Origin of the sequence: Lentzea sp. NPDC058436 (assembly GCF_042721515.1) — a bacterium.
Classification (GTDB): Bacteria; Actinomycetota; Actinomycetes; order Mycobacteriales; family Pseudonocardiaceae; genus Lentzea.
The window spans coordinates 398,228-414,989 of sequence record NZ_JBHXLF010000004.1 but is presented as its reverse complement, the minus strand read 5'-3'; the positions used below and the strand labels follow the sequence as shown (position 1 = coordinate 414,989).

Here is a 16,762-nt window from a genome sequence, read left to right as displayed (position 1 = left end):
CTGGTCATGGAGAACGTGCTGGAAGTGCGAGGGGCGCGGCACAACTACGGTGCCACGCGGGCGCTGGACGGCGTTGACCTCGACGTCGCGGCGGGGGAGTGCGTGGCGTTGCTCGGGCCGAACGGCGCGGGCAAGACGACGCTGGTGAACCAGGTGGTCGGCCTGCTCGCGGCGCGCGAGGGCTCGGTGCGGGTGTGCGGCGGGGATCCGCGCGTCGCGTCGACCCGCCGGCAGCTCGGCGTGGTGCAGCAGGCACTCGGGTTCCCGAACACGCTGAAGGTGTCCGAGCTGGTCACCGGGGCCGCGGTGCGCGCGGGCAAGCCCCGTGCGGCAGCAGGGCCGGTGATGGCGGAGCTCGACCTCACCGACCTGGCCGGGCGGCGCGCGTCGAAGCTGTCGGGCGGGCAGAAGCAACGGCTGCAGCTCGCCATGGCGCTGGTCGGTGACCCGAGGCTGCTGGTGCTGGACGAGCCGACCGCGGGCCTGGACGTGCCTGCCCGCAGGCGGTTCTGGCAGATCCTCGCGCAACGGCGGGAGCGCGGGACCGGAGTGCTGCTGACCACCCACATCATCGAGGAGTCGTCGGCCGTCGCCGACCGGGTCGTCGTGCTCAACGGCGGCAGGGTGCTCGCCGAGGGCACGCCGGACGAACTGGTGGCGCGGCTGCCCGACCGCACGGTCATCGCCCGGACGGACCTGGGCTTGGAGCGCCTCCAAGCGCTGCCGGGTGTCGTGTCGCTGCGCAACGACGGCGAGCACGTCCACCTGGGCACGCGCGCCCCGGAGGCGTTGCTGCGGGTGCTGCTCGCGGAGGACCCCGGCCTCACCGACCTGCGGGTCGAGGGCGCCGGGCTGGAAGAGGCAGTGGCGGGTCTGATCGAGAGGGGTGCGGCGTGAGCGTGTTCGGAAGGGTCTTCGGTGTCGAGGTCGCGGACGAGCTGAGGGGTATCGTCCGCGAGCCGGCCGCGTTGTTCTTCTCGATCGTCATGCCGGTGGCGTTCTTCGCGCTCTTCGTGTCGCTGTTCGGGAAGTTCAGCAACGGCGGGCTGTCCGCGGGCACCACCATGATCGCCACGTTCGGGGCGTTCGGCGTGATCTCGGTCGTGCTGATGAACCCCGGCATCGGGGTGGCGTCCGACCGGGAACGGGGTTGGTTGCGGTCCAAGCAGGTCTCCGCCGTGCCGATCGGCCTGACGCTGGCGGCGAAGGTCGTGGCGGCGCTGCCCTACGCGGCCGGCGTGCTGGTCGCGATGACGGTGACGGCGGCGCTGACCGGTGCGTTGAACGCGCCTCTTCCCGCGCTGCTGCGGGTGCTCGCGGTGCTGGTCGTCGGCGCACTGCCGTTCGCGTTGCTGAGCCTCGCGGTCGGGTTCCAGGTCGGGGCGGGTGCGGGCGCGGCCCTGCTCAACGCGATCCTCATCCCCACGTCCGTCGTGTCGGGACTGTGGATGCCGCTGGACATCATGCCCGCGTTCTTCCGCGACGTGGCGGTGTTCCTGCCGAACTACCACCTGTCCGAACTGGCCCGCGCGCAGCTGGCGGGAGGGCCCGTGCTCACCCACGTGCTGGTGCTGCTGGGCTTCGCGGTCGTGGCTGCGCTGCTCGCGGCCGTGTCGTATCGTCATGCGCGGTCATGAAGAGAAACGTTGGGGTCTCCCGCTGGTTCCACCTGATCTACCTCGGGAACCTGTTGTGGGCGCCGGTGTTCGACCCGGCCGCGCGGTGGCCGGACTGGGCGCTGGTCGCCGTCGTGGTCGTGGCCTTCGTCCCCCTGTACGTGCTGTCGTGGCGGCGGCCCGAGCTGGTCCGCCGCTGGTCCCTGGTGCCGACGGTCGTGCTCGGCGCGCTGGCGACCCCGTTCAACGCCGGCGCCGCCGTGCTCTTCGTCTACGCGGCCGTGTTCGCGGGCCTGTCGGAGTCGCGGCGGGTGGCGATGAGGTGGTTCGTCGGCCTGTCCGCGCTGATCTGCGTGTTCGGCGTGGTGTCGGTGGTCGAGATGCCGTACCGGGTGTGGGCGCTGCTGCCGTCGCTGGTGTTCCTGTGGGTGGTCGGGCTCGTGCAGGTCGAGTGGGCCGAACGGGAGCGCGAGGGCTCCGACCTGCGCATCCGCACCGCGCGGGTCGAGCACCTCGCCACCCTCGCCGAACGGGAGCGCATCGCCCGCGACCTGCACGACCTGCTCGGCCACACGCTGACCGCGATCATCGTGCGCGCCCAGCTCGTCGCCGCGGATCCCGCACGGGCGCAGGAGGAGGCGGCGGAGATCGAACGCACGGCCCGCGCGGCGCTGGGGGAGATCCGCGACGCCGTGACGGGCTGGCGCAGCGCGTCCCTGGAGACCGAGCTGGAGGCGGCGCGCGCCGCGCTGGCGAGCCTGGGCGTGGAGGTGGTCGTGCGGCGGGACCCGGAGCTGGTGATCGTCGGCTCCACCGAGCACGAACTGGCGCTGGCGCTGCGGGAGGCCGTGACCAACGTGGCCAGGCACGCGCGCGCGAAGACGTGCCACATCGGGGTCGAGGCGCGGGACGGCGAACTGCGGCTGGTGATCGCCGACGACGGCGTCGGCGGGCACGCGCGGGAGGGCAACGGGTTGACGGGCATGCGGGAACGGATCGCCGCGCTGGGCGGCGTGGTCGCGCGGACGGCCGCGGCGGGCACCACCGTGACCATCGCCGTGCCGCTGAAGGTGGCGACGTGATCAGGGTCGTGCTGGCGGAGGACCAGGCGATGGTGCGCGGCGCGTTCGCCCAACTGCTCGACCTGCAGCCCGACGTGACGGTCGTCGCGACGGCGGGCGACGGCGACGAAGCCCTTGCGGCCGTGGCAGAACACCGGCCGGACGTGCTGCTGACCGACATCGAGATGCCGGGTCGCACGGGACTGGACGTGGCCCAGGAGCTGCAGGGGGAGCAGACCCGCGTCCTGATCATCACGACGTTCGCGCGCAGCGGGTACCTGCGGCGCGCGATGGACGCCGGGGTCGCGGGGTACGTGCTGAAGGACGCGCCGATCGCGGAGCTGGTCTCGGCGCTGCGGCGCGTGCACGCCGGCGAACGCGTGGTGGCGCCGGAGCTCGCGATGGCCGCGTGGGACAGCGCCGATCCGCTGACGCCGCGCGAACGCGAGCTGTTGCAGGAGGTCACGACCGGGGCGAGCAACGCGGACATCGCGGTCCGGCTGAACCTCGCCGAGGGCACGGTCCGCAACTACCTGTCGACGGCGATGGCGAAGCTGGGGGCGCGCAACCGTTCGGAGGCGGCGAACACCGCCCGCGAACGCGGCTGGCTCTAACCCTTGCGCTTCACCATCTCGTTGATCCAGATCGGTGCGAACGGCGACGTGCAGTTCGGCGGCGTCGGGTAGTCCTTGAGGACCTCCAGGCGTTCGCCGATCTCCAGCGCACGGGCGCGCAGCGCGGGATGCTCGATGCCGATCTGCGCCAGGCAGTGGTTCTGCGCCCACTGCAGGCGTTGCGGGGCGCCCTTCATGTCCAGCTCGATGACGTCGAGCAGGCCGTCGAGGTCGAGGCCCTCCGGCTTCTTCGCCACCCGGTCGACGGTGAGGGCCCAGCCCGCGCTCGCGACCACCGCGTCCGCGTCGTCCATCCACAGCACGCGCAGGGCTTCGGCGTGCGGGCTCTTCTTCACGACGTAGTTCACGAGCCAGTCGTGCACCTTGGGGCGTTCGGCCTCGCGCAGCATGACGTCCAGCTCGTCGTGCGAGAACGCCTTGGGGCGGCAGACCAGCAGCGCGAGCAGCCTGGCCGCGGTGTCGCCGGTGGCCCACAGCTGCAAGGCCAGGTCCTGCTGGGTCTTGAGGCGCTTCGCGATCGCGCGGAGCTTGCCGAGGTTCACGCCGTGGTCGTCGCCGTGCTTCTCGTTCACGGCACGTGCCTTCGGGTCCTCCAGGGCCGCCAGTTCGGCCATCAACCCGGTCACCGTCTCCGCCACCGCTCGACCTCCCGTTCACCACCGGTGCCCGACAGCCTACGAGCCGGAACGCGGGTCGCGCCGGGGGCACGACCCGCGAGAGGGGGCGGTCAGCCGATGGTGAACTCCTGCGCGCGGTGGGTGATGCAGTTGTTCTGGTGCAGCTTGGACTTGTTGTCGAAGTTCCTGCCCTCGATCTCCAGGCACAGGCCGCTGTGACGCGCGCGGAACTTCGTCGTGCCGGTCGAGGTCGTCTCGACGAGGAACTGCTGGTTCCACTTGGTGGGGCTGCAGGTGTACTGCGTGGCGTCCGCGGTCGGGTCCTGGCTCGAGTCCCAGATGTCGACGCACTTGCCGCTGTGCGCGACCTTGATCCGCACGGCGCCGCTGCCGTCGCCGACCTGCTCCAGCGTCCACTGCTGGTGGGACTTCGACGCGTCGCAGGTGTACTGGACGATCGCGGTCTTGTTGTCGCGGCTGCCGTCGGCGACGTCGAGGCACTTCGCGCTGTGGGAGTTGCGCAGGAGGTCGTAAGTGACGGCGGCGGACGAGGTCCCCGCGCCGGCGAACGCCGTCGCTGCGGCGGCCAGCGCGATCGCGGCGCTGATGCGGCGAAGAGAAGTCATGGTGCCCTCCGAAGCTCTGATCGGGTCCGTGTGACCGATCTGTCGTGGACGGAGCCTGGACGCCCGGTGTTCGGCGGGGATTCGGTGATCATGTGATCGGCTGGTCAGCAGGCGTGGAGTTCGGACTGCTCGGCGAGATCGAGGTCCGGGTGGGCGGCAGGGTCGTCGACGTCGGCCACGCCCGGCAGCGGTGCGTCCTGGCGGTGCTGCTGGTGGAGGCGAACCGGTTCGTGCCCGTCGACGTGCTCGTCGACCGGGTGTGGGGTGAGCACGTTCCGCACAGGGCGCGCAACGCGGTCGCCGGGTACGTGTCACGGCTGCGGCAGGTGCTCCCGGAGGTGCGGATCGCCGGACGGCGGGGCGGGTACGTGCTGACCGCCGACCCGATGTCGGTCGACCTGCACCGGTTCCCCGCGCTGCTGGAACGGGCGCGGGCCGCACCGGACGAGGCCGTGCTCGACGAGGCACTGGCGTTGTGGCGCGGTGATCCTTTCTCCACTGTGGACACACCGTGGTTCGCGGGCCTGCGGACGGCGTTGGAGGCGCGACGTTTCGCGGCTCTGCTCGACCGCAACGACCTGCTGCTGGCGCGGGGACGGCACGCGGGATTGCCGGCCGAGCTGGAGACGATGGCGGCGGCCCACCCGTGGGACGAACGGCTCGCCGGGCAGCTGGTGCTGGCGCTGTACCGGTGCGGCCGGCAGACCGACGCGCTGGCGCGGTACGAACAGGTCCGCGCGCGGTTGGCGGACGAGCTCGGAGCCGACCCCGGACCCGAGCTCCGCCTGCTGCACAAGAGGATCCTCACCGGAGACCTGGAGCCGTCCGACCAGGTGGGCACCATGTGGAGCTCGGTCGAGCGCCTGCGCCGGGACCTCGACGACCTGGCCCGGCAGCTGCACCGGCTGACCGGCTGACCTCAGTCGCTCAGCGCCGCGACCACAGGGCACTGCTCGCGGACACCGTTCTCCGCGACGTCGAGCAACGCCAGGCGCACCCTGTCCAGGTCGCGCATCCGCTCCTCGATCTCGGCGACCTTGCCGGTGACGACGTCGCCCACGTCGGGCTTCGTGGACGCGGTGAGGAGCTGCTCGACCTCGGTCAGCGTGAAGCCGAGCCGGGCCGCGCGGCGGATGAACCTCAACCGCCGCAGCGCTTCCTGGTCGTAGTGGCGGTAGCCGCCGTGGGTGCGGGCGGTGGGCACGACGAGGCCGCGGCGCTCGTAGAACCGCACGGTGCTGATGCCCACCCCGGCGGCGCGGGCCAGTTCGGATATGCGCACCACCGGAAACTACCTCCGCAGCAACGCGCGCAGCTGCGCCGCGCCCCAGAACAGCTCCAGCACCAGGAACCCGGCCAGCGCGGGCGTGTGGCCCTGCAGCAGCGCCCACGTGAACCACACGCTGAACAGCGCGCGGCCTGCCGTGTCCGCGGCGATCAGCAACGGCTCCGGGCACAGCCACCGGACGATCGACCACATCACCACGACCGTGCCGAACAGCGTGGCGAACAGGAGCGCCTGCGAGGTGTGAGGCGTACCGAGCAGGTCGAGTGCCAGGGCGGCGGTCCAGGGCGTGACGAACGCGATGCTCGCCACGAGGTCGTACAGGGCACCTGCCCGGCCCCAGCGGGCCACGTGATCTTTGGTCATGCCGGCCACGATGGACCCTGCACCGCGGTGCAGGGTCAAGCCCGGTTTCGCGTCAGCCGGTGGCGGCCGCCGACGCGCCGATCACGCCCTGGGTGTGAATCGTCCACCTCCCACCCGCTGCCACCACTACCGTGGGCGGACGAGCGTTCGCCGAGCCGAAGGAGACGGGTGACCGGCCAGATCGTCCGCCACGCCGCCCAGATCGAGGCCGTGCGGCTGCGGTTCGCGGCCGTGCACGAGGCGAGCGCGGTCGTCGTCGGCGACGAGACCGTGTACGGGCGGCTGTGCCGCTGGATCATCGGCACCGTGCTGGAGAAGCACGCCCGCCAGGACGAGCTGGTCGCTTACGTCGAGGAGAACCTGCGCCTGATCGTGGCCGGCCTGCACGACCTCTACGGGGTGCGGCGGCCGGAACCCGACCTCGTGCGCAAGGCGGCCGTGCCGTCGCTGGTCGCGCCGGTCGAGGACTCGGCGCGGGCGGCGATGGAGCGGGTCGGGCCGCTGCGGGACGTGCTGGACGGCCTCACCGGGCTGCCGGACGTCATCGCCGCGCACGCCGCGACCTGGTACAACATCGCCGCCGAGCAGCAGGCCATGGCCGACGACCTCGAAGCGTTCCTGGAGCACGACCTGCCCGAGTGGACCGGTGCCGAGGAGCACGTGCGGTTGATGGGCCACAACGTCGAGGCGATCCGGGGGCTCGGGTCGGTGTCGGCGGCGTTCGGGGAGATCACCGAGAGCGTCGGCGTGCTCGTCGCGCAGACCCGGCGGCTGGTGCGGGAACTGGTGATCAGCCTGGCCGTGGCGCCGACGGACGCGACGCTGTGGCGGCTGGCGTGCCGGATCGCGGTGTACGGGGTGGCGCTGGAGGCCACCCTCACGCACCTGGAGAGCCGCCTCAACGGTTAGGCGGTCCGGCGAGCGGCCCGGCGGCGGGCGATCTGCGGCAGGAACCACATGTAGACGCCCGTTCCCATCAGGACGAACAACGGCAGCAGCGGCACGTAGGACGCCCACACCATCTCGGCGTTCACGGTGAGTGCGACGGCCGTGAACACGACGGTGGCCATGAAGACCATGCTGACGACGCGGTGGAACTGGCGGATTCCCTTGCTGCTGGCCATTTCTTCGTCCTCCCGGTGTGGTGGTGAGGACAACGGTAGGACCGGGAGCCCGGACCCGCTTCTCGATTCCTGACCGGCTGATCTACGAGTACCCTCTGGCGCCATGCAGTCCCCGGTGCTGGTCGGTCGTGACGAGGAGACCTCAGCACTGCGGGCCGCCGTCGCACGGGCCGGGCAGGGCCGCGGTGGCGCGGTGTTCCTGGTGGGGGAACCGGGGATCGGCAAGTCGCGGCTGGCGTCCGAGATCACCGGCCACGCGTTGGAACGGGGGTTCCGCGTGCTCAGGGGACGGGCGAGCCGCGCGGTGCCGCTCAGGGCGTTGTGCGAGGCCGTGCTGTCGGCGTTCCGCAAGGCGGGCGCACCGGACGAGAAGCAGCTCGGCGCGTACCTGCCCGTGCTGCTGCGGATGACGCCGGACGCGCCCGCGGGCGTGCCGGACCCGGCCGTGGTCAGGGCCGAGGCCGTCCTGCGGTTGCTCACGGCCGAGAAGACCGTTGTCCTGCTTGAGGATCTGCACGAGGCGGACGGTGAGACGCTGGCCGTCGTCGACTACCTGCTCGACCACCTCGCCGGTGAGCCGGTCCTGCTGCTGGCGACGTCGCGGCCGCATCCTGATGGCGCGCAACGACTCGCGGACGCGGCCGCGACTCGCCGCACCGCCACGACGTTGCGCCTCAACGGACTGAGCGAGGACGAGGTCGCCGAGCTCGCGCGCCACTGCCTGGGGGAGCCGGCGCCGCAGGACGTGCTCCTGCACCTGGTCGCGGTCTCCGACGGCGTGCCCTTCGTCGTGGAGGAGCTGCTCAACGGTGACCTGCGGGCCGTGCCGCCGACGGTCGCGGCCGCCACGTCGCAGCGGGTCGACGCGCTCGGGCCCGAGTGCGTCGCGCTGCTCGAAGCCGCCGCGATCTTCGGCAGGACGTTCCCGCTCGACGTCGTCGCGGCCGTCGTGACCGGCTCGGACGTGCAGGCGTGCATGCAGGAGGCCGAACGCGCGCAGCTCGTGCACGGCCACCAGTTCCGGCACGCGCTCACCGCCGACGCGATCACGGGCCGGATGACGCCGACGGCGCGTGCGGCGCTCGCCGGGAGAGCCGCACGCGCCGCGGAAGCGTTGCGGCCCGGCGAACCGGAGCTCGTCGCCGAGCTGTGGGAGGTGGCCGGCGAGCCCGCGAAGGCCGTGGGGTGCCTGGTGCGGGCAGGGAGGCACGCCGCCGCGCTCGGCCGGTTCGGCACCGCCGTCGAGCTGCTCGAACGCGGCCAGGCACTGACGGACGACCCCGACCTCACCGCGGACCTCCTCGACGCGCTCGCCGTCGTGCTGCCGCTGGCCGCGGTCGTCGTGCCTGCGGACAACGGGGCGAGGGCCTTCGCGCTGGGGGAACGGCTTCAACAGGCCCTCACCGCGTCGCACGCCGCGCCGCAACGCCGTGCGGCCGTCCGGCTCGCGCAGGCCAGGGTCGCCGCCGTCGCGGGTCAGTGGGAGCGCGGCCTCGACCTGCTCGCCACGGCCAAGGAAAGCTCGGCGGCACTGGACGTCGTCAAGGCGACGCTGCTGCTCGGCCTCAACCAGCTCGACCTCCTGCCCAAGGCCCGCGCGCTGGCCGAACGCGCCGCCGCCACGGGCACCCCGGAGATCGTCTGCGAAGCACTCGAAGTGCTCACCCGCTGCACGAGGGGGCAGGACCTGGCCGAGGCCCGCCAGCACATCCAGCGCTGGCTCCAGACGGCCGAACAGCACGGCCTCGCGGCGTGGCGGCTGCGGGCGTTGCTGGAGCTGGGCGTCACAGACAAGTACCTGACGACCGGCGTCGACACGCTGCTCGCGGCCCGGCAGGCAGCGCTCGACACCGGCGCGATCGTCATCCTGATCGCCGCCGACCTGCACCTCGGTGGCACCTACCTCGTCCGCGGCGAGTACGAGGAGTCCGCGCGGTACGGCGCGAGCGCGAGAGAGGCAGCGGAGAAGCTCGGACTGCACGCGTTGGGAGCACTTGCCGTCGCGATCGAGGCGGGCATCGCGGCCATGCACGGCGACCGCAGGTCGACCGACAGGGCGTTGGCGCGGCTGCACGACCACGGCGGGTCCGAGGAGATCTGGTCGTACAGCTCGGCGGTGTGCGCGCTGATGGAGGAGCGGTACGACCGCGCGCTCGCCGAGTTCGACGAGGTGGAGAAGGCCGTCACGGAACCGCGCATCCTCCGCGGCACCTTCTACCAGGGTCCGCGGCTGCTGGTGCGGGTCGCGCTCGGCCTCGCGGACAGGCGTGAGTTCGAACGCCTCGCGGAGTCGCACCTCTCGCAGGTCCAGCAGCACCGCACGTACTTCGCGTGGAGCCGCGCGATCCTGCTGGGCCGCGAGGGCAGGACGGCCGAGGCGAACGCCGCCGCTGCCGAAGCCCTCGACCTGGGCAGCGGCCTCGGCCTGCCGCGTTACCTGGGCCTGAGACTCGCCGGCCCGCGAGCGCTGGCGGACGGCTGGGGCGAGCCGCTGGAGTGGTTGCGCGAGGCCGAGGAGCACTTCCACCAGCAGGGCGTGCCCGCCGTCGCCGCCGCGTGCCGGGCCGTGCTGCGCGAGGCCGGGGCGCCGAAGCAACGCCGTCGCCGCGACCACGAGACCGTGCCGGCCGGACTGCGCAGGGCGGGTGTCACCGTCCGCGAGTACGAGGTGCTGCGCCTGGTCGCCGAACGGTTCGGCAACGCCGAGATCGCCGAACGGCTCTTCCTGTCCCCTCGGACCGTCGAACGCCACGTCGCGAGCCTCAAGGCCCGCACCGGCAGCCAGACCCGCGCCGACCTGATCACGCTCGCCCGTCCGTTAATTGGGGGCTCCACCCCCATGTGAGGCCGCCGACCAGCGGCAAGACTCTCCGAGCAGCCGGCGGCGCTGGACTCGGAGGGGTGTTCAGCGCCGCCGACGCACATGCCTGAAAATCTCCTGGCGCGAGATGTCGATTCCCGCCATCTCCCGTTCGACGCACCGATGACAGCAAGCGCGAACACCAAGGAGAACCAGATGCGCACCCTCATCGCCACCGCCTTCGTCTCCCTCGACGGCGTCGTCGAGGCCCCCGGTGGCGAGCCCGGTCACCGCAGCTCCGGCTGGACCTTCAAGGACATCGAGTTCGACGAGGCCGCCTACGAGATCAAGGGCCGTGAGCAGGAAGAAGCCGCGGCGATGATGATGGGCCGGGTCAGCTACGAGGCGTTCTCCCCGGTGTGGCCGACGCTCGACTACTTCCCGCAGTACAACGCGATGCCGAAGTTCGTCGTCTCCAGCACCCTCAAGGAGGACCAGCTGGTCGACAACTGGGGTGACATCACGATCCTGCGGTCGCTCGACGACGTGGCCGCGCTGAAGGAGACCGACGGCGGCCCGATCTCCATCCACGGCAGCGCGACGCTCAACCGCGCCCTCTCCGACGCGGGCCTGATCGACCGCTACCACCTGCTGGTGTTCCCGCTGCTGCTCGGCGCGGGCAAGCGGCTGTTCAGCGAGACCGACAAGGACAAGCAGCTGCTCAAGGTCGTGGAGAGCGAGACGTACGCGAACGGGATCCAGAAGCTGGTCTACGACGTCGTGCGCTGACGACCGCCTCGGCGAACGAGCCGGCGAGCCAGGTGGGGCCGGCGCTGAGCAACTGGTCGGCGCCGTGCACGCCGTAGGTGACCGCGACGGACGACATCCCGGCTCCGCGGGCCATGTCGATGTCGTACGTCGTGTCGCCGACCATCACGGCGTTGTCCGGCGTCACCCCGAGCCTGTCCAGCACGAGGAGCCCGGCCGCGGGGTCGGGCTTGGGTTCCGGGACCTGGTCCGCCCCGACGACGACGGAGAACTCGTCCCGCAGACCGGCAGCCGTGAGCAGTTCCTCGGCGGGCGCGACGAACCTGTTCGTCGCCACGGCGAGCAGGAAGCCGTTCTCCCGCAACGACCTCAGCCCGTCGTACACACCGGGGAACACGAGCTGGGAGGCCACCGGCAGCACGATCTTGCGGAACGTCGGCCGGTAGAGCTCGACGCACCGGGTGACCACCGGCTCGTCCTCGGGCACCCCGAGGATCTTCGCGAACGCGGCGGGCAGGCCGAGCCCGATCGTGCCGCGGATGGTCGGCGAGTCCGCGGTGGGCAGGTCGAGCTGGGCGAACACGGCGGCGAACGTCGTGACGATCCCGCGCGGGGTGTCGACGAGCGTGCCGTCGAGGTCGAAGATCACGCAGCGCCTCATGAGGGGAACTCCTTCGCGTGGGCGGCGGCGAGCTCTCCCGCGACCTCGGCGACGGTGACCAGCACCGCCGAGACCGCCTTCCCGAACGGGCGGTCCGCGTCGGCCTCGGCCGGGTCCACGGCGTCCGAGGCCCTGGTCGGGGTGGTGACGAGGAACGCGCCGGTGCCGCCGAGCGCCCGGTGCGCCTCGATCGCCCTGGCCAGGACGCGCGGGTCGTCGAGGCGGTGCGGGCAGCGCAGGCCGCTGGAGACGCGGACGTGCGCGGGGAAGTCGTCCGACCGGTAGGCCACGAGCGGAACTCCTTGCGTCTCCAGGAACCCCAGCGTCCGGCCGGCGCCGTTCCGCGTGCCCGCGCAGACCACCGCGACCCCGGACCTGGTGAGCTGCACCAGGTCCGGGGAGACGCGTCCCCGGTGCACGCCGCCGATCGCGTCCGAGGAGACGAACCTCAGCCCAGCGAGCCCGGCCGCGATCATCGACGACGAGACGGTCGTCGCGCCCAGCGTCCCGCGTGCGAGCGCGACCGGGAGATCGCGGCCGCCGACGATGGAAACCCTTGGTGTGGAAGCGAACCTGTCGAGAGCGACGTCCGGCAGGCCGACGAGGATCCGCCCTCCGTCGACACCGATCGTGGCCGGCACGGACCCGCTCGCCCGCACCGCGTCCTCGACCCGTCGCGCGGTCTCGGCGCCGTCCGGGCCGTGGGTGATGACGCTGGAGGGAAGCGCCACGACGGGCTGGCCCGCCGTGATCGCCTCGGCCACTTCCTCGCAGTACACCAGGGGAATGCGCATCGGCACCTCAGTAGCTCGTGGTCTGGCGCGGGAGTTCCACGATTCCGGCGCGTCGACCTTGTCCTGCCACGCCCGCTCGGGCGCCTGCTCTTCGTTGAGCAGTGCGAGGGCGTTCTCGATGATCGGCGGAACGCATGAGGTATCGCTCGAAACGCGGTGGAGCGGACCGTTCCGGTGGCCAGCCGAGGAGGTCTACCGGAACCGGCTCGAAAATCAGTGGATTTCCGCCGGGTGAGACGGGTGGTTCGGTGGCGAATGGTTGCCCGACCGTCCACAGTGGTGTTGGGTAGACGCCAACTTCGAGGGCGGGGCCACGAGGATGAATGTGCTCGAGTACGTAGCCGATCGCTGGGATCGGCTGTCTTTGCAAGCGTTCCTGCACGTCAGTGCCGTTGTGCAGTGCACGGTTCTGGCAGCGCTGCTGGGAGTGGCGATCGGTGTCGCCGTCTACCGCAGTCCGGCCGGATCCGCGCTGGCCACAGCGTTGGCGAGCACGATTCTCACCATTCCGTCGTTCGCTTTGCTGGCGTTGCTGATTCCGGTCTTCGGCCTGGGCGCGGACACGACGGTCATCGCTCTGGTGCTTTACGCGCTGCTGCCGATCGTGCGCAACACGATCGTCGGACTGGCCGGTGTGGACCCGGCTGTGAGTGATGCCGCAAGAGGGATTGGGATGAGTAGATTCGGGGTACTCACCCGCGTTGAGTTGCGGTTGGCGTGGCCCGCGATTCTCGCCGGAATGCGCGTCGCCACGCAGATGCTGATGGGCATCGCGGTCATCGCGGCCTATGCGAAAGGACCCGGTCTGGGATCAGAGGTGTTCTCCGGACTCGCGAACGCGGGCAGTGCGAACTCCATGAACCAGGCCCTCACCGGAACGATCGGCGTGGTGATCCTCGCCCTGCTGCTCGACGGCGTTTACGTGCTGGTCAACCGTTTCACCGTGTCGAGGGGCGTCCGTGGCTGAAAAAGGCAGTGAGATCAGGCTCGACCACGTCACCAAGCGGTACGCGGGCCAGAAGGCGGCCGCGGTCGACGACTTCTCGATGGTCGTGCCCGCCGGGGAGATCGTGGTGTTCGTCGGCCCGTCCGGCTGCGGCAAGACCACGACGATGCGGATGATCAACCGGCTGATCGAACCGACCTCGGGCACGATCACGATCGGCGGCGAGGACGCGCTGAAGATCGACCCGGACGACCTGCGCAGGCGCGTCGGCTACGCGATCCAGCAGGCGGGGCTGTTCCCGCACTTCACGGTGGCGCAGAACATCGGGATCGTGCCGGGGCTGCTCGGCTGGGACAAGAAGAGGACCGCCGACCGCGTCGACGAGATGATGGACCTCGTCGGGCTCGACCCCGGCGAGTTCGCGGATCGCTTCCCCCGCCAGCTCTCCGGTGGTCAGCAGCAACGCGTCGGCGTCGCACGGGCGCTGGCCGCCGACCCGCCGGTGCTGCTGATGGACGAGCCGTTCGGCGCGGTCGACCCGATCACGCGCGGGCACCTGCAGGACGAGCTGCTGCGGCTGCAGAGCGAGCTCCACAAGACGATCGTGTTCGTCACGCACGACTTCGACGAGGCCGTGAAGCTCGGCGACAAGATCGCCGTGCTCGGTGACCGCTCCACGATCCTGCAGTACGACACGCCCGACGCGATCCTCGCCAACCCGGCGGACGACACGGTGGCCGGGTTCGTCGGCGCCGGCGCGTCGCTGAAGGCGTTGACGCTCATGAGGGTTCGCGACGTCGAGCTCGGTCACGCGGTCACGGCGCGCACCGACGCGGATCCGTCCACTGTGGAGCTCGGCGCCGAGAAGTGGTTGCTGGTGCTCGACCAGCGCGACCGGCCGGTGCGCTGGGCCACGTCGAACGAGTTGAGAAAGGCGTCTTCGCTGGCCTCGATCGGACGTCCGGTGCAGGACTCGGTGACGCTGCAGTCGACGTTGCGGGACGCCCTGGAGGCGATGGTCACCGAAGGCGGCCGCGCGGTCGTCACGGGCAGCCGCGGCGAGTACGTCGGCACGCTCGACCTCTCGACGGTCACCGACGTCGTCCAGCAGCTGCGGGCGAACGCATGACGGCCGAGCGGATCCGGTTCTGGGCGCAACCCGTCGCGGTCCTGCTGATCGTCGCCGGGGTGCTGGCGTGGGTGTTCGGCGGGGAGCTCACGGCGACCGAGAAGAGCACGCTGAACGCGACGTCGCTGCTCACGGCGTTGAAGGACCACCTGCTGATGACGGTCGTGGTGACCGCGATCGTCGTGGTGGTGGCGGTGCCGGCGGGCGTCGTCGCGACCAGGCCGTGGGCGCGCTTCCTCTCGCCGGTCTTCCTGGCGGTCGCGAACGTCGGGCAGGCCGCGCCCGCGCTGGGTGTGCTGGTGCTGTGGTTCCTCGTCACCGGTGCCTCCGGCGGACTGTGGGTGGCCGCGCTGCCGCTCGCCTTCTACTCGTTGCTCCCCGTGCTGCGCAACACGATCGTCGGCATCCAGCAGGTCGATCCGTCCCTTGTGGACGCCGGACGCGGCATCGGCATGTCGGCGCGGAGCGTGCTGTGGCGCGTTGAGCTGCCGCTGGCCGTCCCGCTGATCCTCGCCGGTCTGCGCACCTCCCTGGTGCTCGCGGTGGGCACGGCGACGTTCGGCCTGTTCGTCAACGCGGGCGGGTTCGGGTTGCTGATCGACACCGGCTACAAGCTGAACCTGATGAAGGTCCTGGTGACCGGTTCGGCGTTCGCGGCGGGACTCGCGCTGCTCGTCGACTGGGCCGGCGCGGTGATGGAGCAGCGGTTCGGACCGAAGGGGGTCAGGTGAGGAAGCTCGCGCTCGTTCTCGTGCTGTGCCTGGCCGGCTGCGGCCTGGACGTCAACAGCTCGTTGCCCTACAAGGTCCTGCCGGGCTCGATCCAGCCGGACCGGTCGTTGCAGGGCGTCGAGATCACCGTGGGGTCCAAGGACTTCACCGAGAACATCCTGCTCGGCTACCTGGCGGAGATGGCGCTGTCCGCGTCCGGCGCGGACGTCATCGACCTGACCGACCTGAAGGGCTCGCAGACCGCACGGCAGGCGTTGCTCAACGGCGAGGTCGACGTCGTCTGGGAGTACACCGGCACCGGCTGGATCAACTACCAGGGCAACGAACTGCCGGTCACCGGCGGCGAACAGGCGCAGTACGACGCCACGAAGAAGGCCGACCTGGAGAAGTTCGGCGTCGAGTGGCTCGCCTACTCGCCCCTGAACGACCAGTACGCGTTCGCCGTCACCGAGGCCTACGGCGAGCAGCACGGCCTCAGGACGACGTCCGACCTGGCCGCGTTCCTGACGAAGAACCCGGACCAGGCGGTGTTCTGCCTGGAGACCGAGTTCACCAGCCGCCAGGACGGTTTCCCCGCGGCGCAACGGACCTACGGCTTCCCGACCACCGAGGTGAAGAACTTCGGCATCGGCACGATCTACTCGGCCGTCGCGGGCGGCACGTGCCCGATCGGCGAGGTGTTCACGACCGACGGCCGCATCACCGCGCAGAAGCTCCGCGTGCTGGAGGACGACAAGACGGCCTTCCCGCAGTACAACGTGGCGCCGACCGTGCGGGCGGAGTTCCTCGCCCGGTACCCGCAGATCCGCGGCCCGCTGGAGAAGATCAGCGCGGCGCTGACCAACGACCAGATGATCGAGCTGTGCCGTCAGGTCGACGTGGAGGGCAAGGACGCGGGGGAGGTCGCGCGGGCCTGGATGGTGTCGAAGGGGTTCATCAGGACGGACTGAGGGACCTCAGCGCATCGCCCGTCCGACCGGCGGCAGCACCGACACCATCGACGCGGCCAGCCACAGCATCAACGCCACGCCCGGCACGATGATCAACGTGCCGGCGTGGTTGGTCGTGAGCCGGACGACGGCGAACACGTAGTAGGCGACCACGAGGAACCCGAGCCCGGCCAGCACCCAGCGGGCGAACGCGAGCCGTGCGAGCACCAGCGCGGCGAGCAGCAGCACCACGCCACCCGCGACGTAGGTGGCGACGATCGCCGGGTCGCCGTTGGCGATGAAACCGCGCCCGAAGGCCAGCCCCAGCAACGCGACGGCGGCCTCCGGCGTCTGCCGGATGCCCTTGCCGTCGGCCGAGTTCAGCCCTGCCAGCACGAAGCACAGCACGGCGACCACGATCCACAGCCCGCCCGCGAGGTACGCGGGCGCGGTGCTCGGCCGCAGCGGCTGGCCCCAGCCGGGCGCGGGACCGTACCCCGGGCCGTACGCCTGCGGTTGCTGCGCCTGCCAGCCCTGGTTCGGATGCACGGCGGCCACGATACGAGCCGCCAGTCCGCGCCGCAGCGAATTCGCTGGTCTGCGATACGACGAACTGGCGCACGACGAGGTGCAGCAGCGGCAGGCGTTCGCGCGATTGACCCGCGCGGTACTCC

Annotated in this window: 20 protein-coding genes; 12 read left to right on the top strand and 8 right to left on the bottom strand. The window is 71.2% G+C overall.

Annotation, left to right across the window (positions count from 1 at the left end):
• Nucleotides 1–6 precede the first annotated feature (6 nt).
• The 4 genes from ACFWN2_RS20675 to ACFWN2_RS20660 are packed head-to-tail and all read left to right on the top strand — an operon-like array spanning nt 7 to nt 3,291.
• Entirely contained in the window at nt 7–897 is an 891-nt protein-coding gene (locus ACFWN2_RS20675; protein WP_382429489.1) for an ABC transporter ATP-binding protein, read from the top strand.
• Nucleotides 894–1,637, top strand: a complete 744-nt coding sequence (locus ACFWN2_RS20670) for an ABC transporter permease (protein ID WP_382429487.1) — start codon at nt 894–896, stop codon at nt 1,635–1,637. The genes ACFWN2_RS20675 and ACFWN2_RS20670 overlap by 4 nt, the downstream gene beginning before the upstream one ends.
• On the top strand, nt 1,634–2,698 hold the full coding sequence (locus ACFWN2_RS20665) for a sensor histidine kinase (protein ID WP_382429485.1): 1,065 nt from the start codon (nt 1,634–1,636) through the stop codon (nt 2,696–2,698). The genes ACFWN2_RS20670 and ACFWN2_RS20665 overlap by 4 nt, the downstream gene beginning before the upstream one ends.
• Nucleotides 2,695–3,291 carry a response regulator transcription factor gene (locus ACFWN2_RS20660; RefSeq protein WP_382429483.1) on the top strand — a complete coding sequence of 199 codons (597 nt, stop codon included), beginning with the start codon at nt 2,695–2,697 and terminating at the stop codon, nt 3,289–3,291. Before ACFWN2_RS20665 ends, ACFWN2_RS20660 begins: the two co-directional genes overlap by 4 nt.
• Here the strand turns inward: ACFWN2_RS20660 and ACFWN2_RS20655 are convergent.
• On the bottom strand, nt 3,288–3,926 hold the full coding sequence (locus ACFWN2_RS20655; RefSeq protein WP_382429668.1) for a DNA alkylation repair protein: 639 nt from the start codon (nt 3,924–3,926) through the stop codon (nt 3,288–3,290). The two genes, ACFWN2_RS20660 and ACFWN2_RS20655, sit on opposite strands and share 4 nt — an antisense overlap.
• A 113-nt stretch (nt 3,927–4,039) precedes the next feature.
• Nucleotides 4,040–4,555, bottom strand: a complete 516-nt coding sequence (locus ACFWN2_RS20650; RefSeq protein ID WP_382429481.1) for an RICIN domain-containing protein — start codon at nt 4,553–4,555, stop codon at nt 4,040–4,042.
• A gap of 113 nt (nt 4,556–4,668) precedes the next feature.
• Between ACFWN2_RS20650 and ACFWN2_RS20645 the strand changes: the two genes are divergently transcribed.
• Complete coding sequence (locus tag ACFWN2_RS20645) at nt 4,669–5,472, top strand: BTAD domain-containing putative transcriptional regulator (protein WP_382429479.1); 804 nt, start codon at nt 4,669–4,671, stop codon at nt 5,470–5,472.
• A 2-nt stretch (nt 5,473–5,474) separates the two neighbouring features.
• On the opposite strand, the gene ACFWN2_RS20640 is transcribed toward ACFWN2_RS20645, so the two are convergent.
• Nucleotides 5,475–5,840, bottom strand: a complete 366-nt coding sequence (locus tag ACFWN2_RS20640; protein ID WP_382429477.1) for a MerR family transcriptional regulator — start codon at nt 5,838–5,840, stop codon at nt 5,475–5,477.
• 6 nt (nt 5,841–5,846) lie between these two features.
• Nucleotides 5,847–6,206 (bottom strand): hypothetical protein, encoded by a 360-nt coding sequence (locus tag ACFWN2_RS20635; protein WP_382429475.1) that lies wholly within the window; start codon nt 6,204–6,206, stop codon nt 5,847–5,849.
• Between the two features lie 168 nt (nt 6,207–6,374).
• On the opposite strand from ACFWN2_RS20635, the gene ACFWN2_RS20630 reads away from it, so the two are divergent.
• On the top strand, nt 6,375–7,115 hold the full coding sequence (locus ACFWN2_RS20630; protein WP_382429473.1) for a hypothetical protein: 741 nt from the start codon (nt 6,375–6,377) through the stop codon (nt 7,113–7,115).
• Here ACFWN2_RS20630 and ACFWN2_RS20625 read toward each other — a convergent pair.
• Nucleotides 7,112–7,330 (bottom strand): hypothetical protein, encoded by a 219-nt coding sequence (locus tag ACFWN2_RS20625; RefSeq protein WP_382429471.1) that lies wholly within the window; start codon nt 7,328–7,330, stop codon nt 7,112–7,114. The genes ACFWN2_RS20630 and ACFWN2_RS20625 overlap by 4 nt on opposite strands.
• 103 nt (nt 7,331–7,433) lie before the next feature.
• On the opposite strand from ACFWN2_RS20625, the gene ACFWN2_RS20620 reads away from it, so the two are divergent.
• Nucleotides 7,434–10,175, top strand: coding sequence for an ATP-binding protein (locus ACFWN2_RS20620; protein ID WP_382429469.1), 2,742 nt, complete (start codon nt 7,434–7,436; stop codon nt 10,173–10,175).
• Nucleotides 10,176–10,346: 171 nt separating this feature from the next.
• Nucleotides 10,347–10,919, top strand: a complete 573-nt coding sequence (locus tag ACFWN2_RS20615; protein ID WP_382429467.1) for a dihydrofolate reductase family protein — start codon at nt 10,347–10,349, stop codon at nt 10,917–10,919.
• Here the strand turns inward: ACFWN2_RS20615 and ACFWN2_RS20610 are convergent.
• Together ACFWN2_RS20610 and ACFWN2_RS20605 are read right to left on the bottom strand one after the other, a co-directional pair.
• Entirely contained in the window at nt 10,852–11,559 is a 708-nt protein-coding gene (locus ACFWN2_RS20610; RefSeq protein WP_382429465.1) for an HAD family hydrolase, read from the bottom strand. The genes ACFWN2_RS20615 and ACFWN2_RS20610 overlap by 68 nt on opposite strands.
• The gene (locus tag ACFWN2_RS20605) at nt 11,556–12,353 is read right to left on the bottom strand and encodes a pseudouridine-5'-phosphate glycosidase (protein ID WP_382429463.1); all 798 of its coding nucleotides are present in this window, start codon (nt 12,351–12,353) and stop codon (nt 11,556–11,558) included. Before ACFWN2_RS20605 ends, ACFWN2_RS20610 begins: the two co-directional genes overlap by 4 nt.
• Nucleotides 12,354–12,672: 319 nt before the next feature.
• Here ACFWN2_RS20605 and ACFWN2_RS20600 point away from each other — a divergent pair, with 319 nt between their 5' ends.
• The 4 genes from ACFWN2_RS20600 to ACFWN2_RS20585 are packed head-to-tail and all read left to right on the top strand — an operon-like array spanning nt 12,673 to nt 16,109.
• On the top strand, nt 12,673–13,320 hold the full coding sequence (locus ACFWN2_RS20600; RefSeq protein ID WP_382429461.1) for an ABC transporter permease: 648 nt from the start codon (nt 12,673–12,675) through the stop codon (nt 13,318–13,320).
• On the top strand, nt 13,313–14,428 hold the full coding sequence (locus ACFWN2_RS20595; protein WP_382429459.1) for an ABC transporter ATP-binding protein: 1,116 nt from the start codon (nt 13,313–13,315) through the stop codon (nt 14,426–14,428). Before ACFWN2_RS20600 ends, ACFWN2_RS20595 begins: the two co-directional genes overlap by 8 nt.
• On the top strand, nt 14,425–15,159 hold the full coding sequence (locus ACFWN2_RS20590; RefSeq protein WP_382429457.1) for an ABC transporter permease: 735 nt from the start codon (nt 14,425–14,427) through the stop codon (nt 15,157–15,159). Before ACFWN2_RS20595 ends, ACFWN2_RS20590 begins: the two co-directional genes overlap by 4 nt.
• Nucleotides 15,156–16,109: a glycine betaine ABC transporter substrate-binding protein gene (locus tag ACFWN2_RS20585; RefSeq protein WP_382429455.1), complete on the top strand. Its 954-nt coding sequence runs from the start codon at nt 15,156–15,158 to the stop codon at nt 16,107–16,109. The genes ACFWN2_RS20590 and ACFWN2_RS20585 overlap by 4 nt, the downstream gene beginning before the upstream one ends.
• 6 nt (nt 16,110–16,115) lie before the next feature.
• On the opposite strand, the gene ACFWN2_RS20580 is transcribed toward ACFWN2_RS20585, so the two are convergent.
• Nucleotides 16,116–16,637 (bottom strand): hypothetical protein, encoded by a 522-nt coding sequence (locus tag ACFWN2_RS20580; protein ID WP_382429453.1) that lies wholly within the window; start codon nt 16,635–16,637, stop codon nt 16,116–16,118.
• Between the last annotated feature and the right edge of the window lie 125 nt (nt 16,638–16,762).